The 7707-nt window shown below is 61.9% G+C and carries 8 protein-coding genes and 1 pseudogene; 8 read left to right on the top strand and 1 reads right to left on the bottom strand.

Translation table 11 applies throughout. The features are described from left to right. Positions 1 to 63 precede the first annotated feature (63 nt). Entirely contained in the window at positions 64 to 1068 is a 1005-nt protein-coding gene (locus tag H9532_RS12640; protein ID WP_296369023.1) for an IS5 family transposase, read from the bottom strand. A 32-nt stretch (positions 1069 to 1100) separates the two neighbouring features. Here H9532_RS12640 and H9532_RS12645 point away from each other — a divergent pair, with 32 nt between their 5' ends. The 8 genes and pseudogenes from H9532_RS12645 (at position 1101) to H9532_RS12680 (ending at position 7267) form a co-directional block, all read left to right on the top strand. Continuing rightward, a complete protein-coding gene (locus H9532_RS12645) occupies positions 1101 to 1550 on the top strand; it encodes a hypothetical protein (RefSeq protein WP_296369025.1) in 450 nt (149 codons plus the stop codon). Then, positions 1547 to 2074 (top strand): ISAs1 family transposase, encoded by a 528-nt coding sequence (locus H9532_RS12650; protein ID WP_296369067.1) that lies wholly within the window; start codon positions 1547 to 1549, stop codon positions 2072 to 2074. Before H9532_RS12645 ends, H9532_RS12650 begins: the two co-directional genes overlap by 4 nt. 353 nt (positions 2075 to 2427) lie before the next feature. Beyond that, entirely contained in the window at positions 2428 to 3072 is a 645-nt protein-coding gene (locus H9532_RS12655) for an SGNH/GDSL hydrolase family protein (protein WP_296369027.1), read from the top strand. Between the two features lie 111 nt (positions 3073 to 3183). Then, a complete protein-coding gene (locus H9532_RS12660) occupies positions 3184 to 4236 on the top strand; it encodes a Gfo/Idh/MocA family oxidoreductase (RefSeq protein ID WP_296369029.1) in 1053 nt (350 codons plus the stop codon). A 295-nt stretch (positions 4237 to 4531) separates the two neighbouring features. Next, complete coding sequence (locus H9532_RS12665; RefSeq protein WP_296369031.1) at positions 4532 to 4852, top strand: transposase; 321 nt, start codon at positions 4532 to 4534, stop codon at positions 4850 to 4852. 32 nt (positions 4853 to 4884) lie between these two features. Then, positions 4885 to 5691: an IS3 family transposase gene (locus H9532_RS12670; RefSeq protein WP_296369070.1), complete on the top strand. Its 807-nt coding sequence runs from the start codon at positions 4885 to 4887 to the stop codon at positions 5689 to 5691. A 33-nt stretch (positions 5692 to 5724) separates the two neighbouring features. After that, on the top strand, positions 5725 to 5898 hold the full coding sequence (locus H9532_RS12675) for a leucine zipper domain-containing protein (RefSeq protein WP_296369073.1): 174 nt from the start codon (positions 5725 to 5727) through the stop codon (positions 5896 to 5898). 142 nt (positions 5899 to 6040) lie between these two features. Further along, a pseudogene (locus H9532_RS12680) lies at positions 6041 to 7267 on the top strand (IS256 family transposase). The last annotated feature ends 440 nt before the right edge of the window (positions 7268 to 7707 follow it).

Consider the following 7707-nt stretch of genomic DNA (forward strand, 5'->3'; position numbering starts at 1 on the left):
TTCATCCACTCTGGGCTGGTTCTTGAGGCTGAATCGCTCGTTTCAGCCATACCAATCCCATACTCAGGCTGTTGCGAGCAATTGCCTTCGGGCCTGGAAAAGATTCGATAGTGCTGCCAGCATGTGGATTTTGCAGCGGTTCTTGGCCAGGCCGCGCAGCCTGGTGTTCTGAAAGCCGAACTGCTGCTTGATCACGCGGAAGGGATGCTCGACCTTGGAGCGGATATGAGCTTTGGCCGTCTCGATCAGATCCTGCAGCTTTCCATCTGGTGTATCCGGTAGAGCCCTGCGTTTGCCAGGTCGCATCGCCACCCTGAATTCCGTTGCCTTGCGTGCCATCTCAGGTCTCTTGGCGATTCCCTGGTAGCCGGCATCGCCGTAAACGACCTCCTCATCACCGTGGAGGAGCCCTGCCGCGAGAGTGAGGTCATGCACGTTGGCGGCGGTCACGACCACTGAATGGATCAGACCCGAGTCCTTGTCCACACCGGCATGGACGTTCATGCCGTAGGCGCAGCCTTCCGCGAAGCGGTGATCCCACTGGTTGCCCTTTTTGGTCTGGTGCATCTCCGGATCCTGCTTCCCTTCCTTGTTCTTGGTCGAACTGGGCGCCGCGATCAAGGTGGCATCCACAATCGTTCCCTGCCGCATCGTCATACCCCGCTCGCTGAGATGGGCTTTCACGGTCTCAAAGATCTGCTCGCCCAGCTTGTGCTTCTCCAGCAGGTGGCGGAAGGTGAGGATTGTGGTCTCATCCGGGATCCGATCGCTGATCAGCTCGATACCGGCAAAGCGACGCATGGTGGGTACCTCGATCAGGGCCTCCTCCATCGCTGGATCGCTCAGGGAATACCACTGCTGCAGCAAGTGAATGGTCAGCATCGTCGCCAGGGGGTAAGGAGGGCGGCCGCCTTTCTTGTTCGCTTTGGGGTAGTGGGGCTCAATCAGATCGATCAGTGCCTGCCAGGGCACCACCGCCTCCATCTCAGAGAGAAACTTCTCACGCTTGGTCTGCTTCTTGGCCGTGGTCAGCTCGTAATCCGAGAAGCCGAGCTGCTTGCCACCCATCAACTCTATCCCGGCCTGCCATTACAGGGCCATTGTCGCGTGGATGGCTCGGGTTTCCCAGACTCTCCCTAGGCCTTGAGCTCAAACGTCCTCCATCAGATTCCGCCTTCCGTTACTTCTTCCTGCAGGTGGATGTCGATGGCGTCTGCGCCGCCATCCGTGACTGGACCATCGCCCAGATCCCGGGCAGGACGACCGATCTTGACCAATTGATCTGTGATGGCAAGACCCTGCGTGGCTCAATTGAACCCACCAGTGGCGGCGGTTCTGCGTTTATCGCCCAGGTGACGCTGTACTCCGCAGCCTTGGGCGTGGCGATCGCTCAGGCCTGCTACGCCACCGGTGAAAACCACGAGCGTGCCGTGCTCCAGAAGCTGCTTGGGGAGCTGGATCTCGAGGGTGTGCTCATCCAGGCGGATGCGATCCACACACAGCAGGCGTTTTTCGGCAGCTCACAGAGCAGGGGGCCGACTTCCTGCTGACGGTCAAAGCCAACCAGAAAACCCTCTACCGGCAGATCGCCAGCCAGCTGGTTGGAAAGCGCAAGATCCCTTTCATCGCAAGTGATCACGAGGTCGGCCATGGGCGCGACATCACCTGGGATCTCAGAGCCAAAGAGGCACCAGGCCACATCAAAGAGAACTGGCATGGTGCCAGCTGGATTGCGGAAGTGATGGCAACAGGCACACGTGATGGCAAGCCGTTCAAAGCCACCCATCGGCTCATCACCAGCCTGCGCACTACCCCAGAAGCCCTGCTGCGTCTGGTGAGAGAGCGCTGGAGCATCGAAAGCTGGCACTGGATCCGTGACACCCAACTACGGGAAGACCATCACCGCTACCGCGGCAACGGTGCCAGCGTGATGGCAGCCCTGCGCACCGCTGGACTCAACCTGCTGCGACTGGCCGGTTTCGACTCGATCCGAGAGGGCCTGCAGGCGGTGATGCATGACATCAAGGCACTGCTGGCGATGGCGATGCGTCAACCGCTCGAGGAGCCGGCGTAACACTTTGAATCAGTCCTGGGTTCAGCCCTAGGGATCCTCTTTTCGCTGCTGCAGACGTTGTTTTCCTGGCCATCAGCGGCGGCATAGTCCTGGCTGCAGGTGGGGCTGCTGTCTACGCCATGCAGGAGCGCCGCACAGCCAGAACTCAAGCCCACGACAGCTAGACACACCTGACAGCCGCATCCAGCCCTGTGATCTGGGTTCGTGAACAGCGGCGGCAAGGAAACAGAAGCGCTGGAGACGGCCAGATTCGAAGTGACTCGAAGAGCAACAACGCACGGAAATGTGAAGCGATCACTGCCAGGCGCTACAGGTGTCGCTAAGCCAAGCCTAGGTTCCGACGGTCAAGGCTGGTGACAAGCGATCACGCGATCCTCTGCTTTGGCGATTCGAACACGTGGGGATACAAACCGCTCACTGGGGAGCGAATGCGCCGTAAAGAACGGTGGCCCGGGATCTTGCAACATGCCCTAGGCGCGGACTTCAATGTGATTGAAGAGGGTCTCAATGGGAGAACAACAGCGTTCGATGAGCCATTCCGAGACGGGCGCAACGCACGCAAAACCCTGCTGGCTGTCTTGGACAGTCATGCGCCGCTTGATCTGCTCATCATCATGCTCGGCACCAACGACTTAAAGCACCATCTCAACGTATCTGCCCATGAATCAGCGAGGGGATTGAGTTCCCTCTTGCAGATTGCCAGCCACAGTGGCAGCAACTTTAACCAAAACTCGCCCACTATTTTAGTTGTTGCACCACCCAAGTTTGGCAACCTCTCAGAGCTCATGGCCCATCATTTCGAGGGTTCGGTCGCGCGCTCGGCGGAGCTAGCGTTGATTTACAAGGACGCCTGCGCACCGTGGAGCTGCAGCTTTGTTGATAGCAACTCCGTGGCGAGCGTGGGGGAGGATGGGATTCATCTGAATCAGCAGGGCCATCGTCAGCTCGCCCTGGCTCTTGAACCAGTCGTGAGGAGCGTGATCGGTGATCCCGCCTGAAACCGCGAGCACCCATGGTGTTGTTCAAGCCATCGTGGCCGAGGCGTTCAGGACCGGATGGCGGCATCGAGAACGGCAGACCTGGCAGGCCATCGCTATGAATTACACACCATGAGTCAGCTACGCCTGGGGCTTGCCGGAGCAGGGCGCTTTGGCCAACTGCACGCCGTTGTGCTGTCAGCGCTACCGAACGTGACCCTGGCGGCCATCGCCGATCCCTGCACAGAACGCTGTCGCCACGTGGCGGATCGCCATCAGGTCGCGCGTCGCTATGGCTCGACGCAGGAGCTCTTCGACGATGCCGAGCTGGATGCGTTTGTGCTGGTGACGCCCGATGAACAGCATGGCGCTCAGGGGCTGGCGGCAGTGGCCACGGGCAAACCGGTGTTCATCGAAAAACCGCTGGCCTCGTCCTCTCAACAAGCGATGGCCCTCCAGAAAGCAGCCGCAGCCTCAGGCAGCCTGCTGCAGACGGGGCTGCTCCTTCGCTACGAACTGCAGCATGCGCTCCTCCAGGAGGAACTGGCCGCAGGCAACTTTGGTGAGCTGGTATCGATCCGGGTGAAGCGCAACCTCAGCGCTGCCTGGTTCAGCGCCGTGGCGGATCGGGCCCATACGGTGTTTGAAAGCCTGATCCATGACCTCGACCTGCTGCTGTGGTTGAGCGGCAGTAGGGCCACGCGGGTGATGGCGATGGAACGCCGTTTCGGGACCCATCAGTCCCCCGAAGGCTGCTATGCCCTGATTGAGCTGGCCAGCGGTTGTGTCGCCATGGCGGAAACCAGTTGGTTTGTGCCTCCCAAGGCCCCTGCCAACGTGATGACGGAAACCTGGGCGGGTACCATCGACGCCGAATTGGCTGTAGTCGGTACCAAGCAAACGGCTCAGCTGAGGCTTCTCGATTCGCCCTTGAGCATCTGGGGGCAAGACCATCAGCGCCATCCAGATGCCCAGCTGTGGCCGCTGCACCAGGGGCAAATCCATGGGGCCTTGGAGCGTGAACTCGCTGACTTCACCAACGCTGCACGCACAGGAATCCCCTCGCGAACCGCAAGCTTGGACCAGGCGATCGAAGGCCTGCAACTTGCGGAAGCGATCGTTGAGGCGACCCGCACAGGTCAAGCCGTGGCGATGCCACGGATGGTTGCAGATCCCCAGAGCTGAGACCGAGCGAGGCCACAGCTGCCGCAGCGTTCCAATAACCCCGCACATTCGTGTATTGCTCAAGGCGGGTCCCGACGATGTAGGCGATCCACCTATGTGTTCTGTCTCAGCAGGTTGTTCAGCTGACAAGAAGGTGTGAGGCCGCTACGGGTTGAGGTGCAACTCACCAACCCAGACCTCACGCCCCATGCATACACACGCCAATGCCCGCCTGACGCAGCGAGGCCGTCTGCGTTTGGTTTCTCATCACCTGCATGACAACCTGACGTGGACCCTGGTGATCGGTCCAGGGTGAATGAGAGCCCTCATCCGGCCAGACTGGGCCGGGGACTCGACCATGAAACGCACCAGGCATACAGCCGAGCAGATCATCCGCAAGCTCAAAACTGCCGAGCAGTTGATTGCCCAAGGCAAGACCGTCGCCGACGTCTGTCGCGTGATCGAGGTGACTCAGCCGACGTATCACCGCTGGCGGCAGCAATACGGCGGGATGCAAGCGGAGGAGGCCAAGCGGCTGACTCAGCTGGAGAAGGAGAACGCCCGGCTGAAAAAGCTTCTGGCAGAAGCCGAGCTGGAGAAGGCGATGCTCAAGGATCTCGCCGAGGGAAACTTCTGAGCCCGGAGCGTCGCCGGCGGGCCGTTGTTGTCCTGCAGGAGCGTTACCGGGCATCTGAGCGGAAGGTCTGCCGTGTGGTGGGTCAAAACCGCAGCACCCAGCGCCATCCAGCCAAGGTCGTCTCGATCGAGGAGGGAAAGCTGCGGCATCGTCTCCGCGAGATCGCAGCCGAGCACATCCGCTGGGGCAGGCGGATGGCTTACCGCCTGCTGCGGAGAGAGGGCTGGAGTGTGAACCACAAACGGGTGCAACGGCTCTGGCGAGAAGAGGGCCTGCAGCGGCCCATCTCCAGGAAACGCAAGCGGGCCAGGCCAGCCGATGGCTCCGTGCGGCGTCACCGGGCTGAGCATCCCCACCAGGTGTGGGCCATGGATTTCCAGTTCGATGCCACGGCCGACGGTCGCAGACTCAAATTTCTGAACGTGATCGATGAGCACAGCCGTCTCTGCCTGGCCATCCGAGTCGGCAGGCGCTGCAAGGCCAAGGACGTCGTGGCCGTGCTGGAAGAGCTGACCAGCGTCTATCCGGCGCCGACGTTTATCCGGTCTGACAACGGGCCGGAATTCATCGCCCAGGCACTACGGGACTGGTGCGAGGACAGCGACACCACCAGCACGGCTTACATCGAGCCGGGATCCCCATGGGAGAACGGCTTTGCAGAATCGTTCAACGGACGCTTCCGTGATGAGTTCCTCAACACCGAGCTGTTCACCACGGCTCCCGAGGCTCAACTCCTGGCTGATCGCTGGCAAACGCAGGGACTAAGTACGTTCAGGCCGCATTCGGCCCTCCAGGGGCGTACGCCCCTGGAGGCAGCTCAACCAGGAGCTGCAGCATGACCACGACCACCCACTCTCATAAGCACTGGACCGATAAAGGGGGTCACGTCAAACCGGTCCCTGCCCGAACTGTCTGCAGAAGCAGGCATCAGCCTCCGCTGTGCCTACAAGAGGCTGGCCCGCTACCGCTCAGGTGGGGCAGCTGCACTGGTGGATCGACGGAGTGTTCGCCGCGCCCGCGTCCCCGGGAGTGGTGTAAACCCCTGAGGACCTCAACCCCGGCGTAGCCGGGGTTGAGCGCACGCCTCACTGAGTCGGCTCCGCTGCTCCAGCGGCTGGCGTCGCAGGGGGTGGGCAGGCCCGTGACCCTGGTTCGAGTACCACCTCAACCAGACGAACCGTGCCCAAGATGGATTCTGTCGCCACTGCCCTGGCGCCGCTACTGGATGGCAGCACCGCCGGAGAGCTGATCCCTGAGCTCGTGCGTCACGGCCTGCAGCAGCTGATCGAGCTGGAGGTCGCCGCCGTGCTCGGTGCCGATCGCTACGAGCGCAGCGAGGAGCGCCTTGGTCATCGCAACGGCTACCGGCCTCGGTTGCTCACCACCCAAGTGGGCGACATCGATCTGCGGATCCCGAAACTCCGCTCGGGCAGCTTCCTGCCGTCGATCCTGGAGCCCCGCCGCCGGGTGGATCAGGCGCTTTACGCCGTGGTGATGGAGGCCTACGTCAGCGGTGTCTCCACCCGCAAGGTCGATGCTCTGGTGGCCGCCCTGGGCAGCCAGAGCGGGATCTCGAAATCCCAGGTGAGCCGCATCTGCGTCGACATCGACGTGCAGGTGTAGGCCTTTCTGAATCGGCCGCTGCAGGAGCAGGGCTATGCCTACCTGTATCTCGATGCCACCTACCTCTACGGCCGGCTCGGCAAGGCGATGCAGGTCTGCTCCAGGGCCGTCGTCGTCGCCATGGGCGTGAACGCCGATGGCCGCAGGGAGCTGCTCGGCCTCAAGGTGGGCGACAGCGAGAGGGAGGCGTTCTGGAGTGAGTTCATCGGTTCGCTGAAAGAGCGCGGCCTCACTGGGGTCAAGCTGGTGATCAGCGATGCCCACAAGGGCCTCACCAACGCCATCCGCCGAATGCTGCAGGGCAGCTGCTGGCAGCGCTGCCGTGTGCACTTTGCCCGCAACCTGCTCCAAAGCGTCCCCAAAGCCCATCAGGGCATGGTCACCGCGGCGCTGCGCTCGGTGTTCGCCCAGGAGAAAGCCTCTGAGATCGAGGCCCGCTGGGATGACCTGGCCAGCTCCCTGGCCGAGCGCTTCCCCAAGGCGGCAGAGCTGATGCTGAAAGCCCGAGAAGATGTGCTCGCTTTCCGCCACTTCCCTGATCAGCAGTGGAGGAAGGTCTGGAGCACCAACCTGCTCGAGCGGGTCAATGAGGAGATCAAACGCCGCACCCGCGTGGTGGGGATCTTCCCCAACGATGCCGCCATCACCCGCCTGGTGGGAGCGGTGCTGCTGGAGCAGGACGAGCACTGGCAGCTGGAGGGCCGGCGCATGTTCTCCGCCGAGAGCATGAGCGCCATCCCGTCGCTGGAGGAGCTGCCGGTGCAGCCATCCCTGCAGGAAGCAGCCGCCTGACGCCAGGGCCAGCGACAGGCCCCAGCTGAGCGGCGCTGCAGCGCCCCCACAGGGCGCGGTGGCTTTACTCAGCGCCCGGAGGCCGCCGGGAACTGGAGCAGCAGAGATTCGGGCGTAGCCAATAGCCGAGACCAATCCAGGCGAACGACTTGACAAGTCAATCGTCTGGATTCATCGTGAGACAGCGAGGCACATATCGGCCTCACGAATGACAGCCTGTCATTCACCCCTGTTCACTCTCAGATCAGGGCAATCGGGCCTCAAGATTTACACCTCTGGAAGGGACGCGGCCGTAGAAGGCCTGCAAAAGCGAGGCCAGCAGCAGTTGCTCGGGCGGCACCGATGGTCGGCCTTCTGGGGCGTAAAGCTCACAGAGGGAGTATTGAGCCTGGTTGACCGACACATCTCAGCCGCGAGATTCATGTGACTGCCAGCAGCGG

Source organism: Vulcanococcus sp. Clear-D1 (assembly GCF_014654725.1).
Lineage (GTDB): Bacteria > Cyanobacteriota > Cyanobacteriia > PCC-6307 > Cyanobiaceae > Vulcanococcus.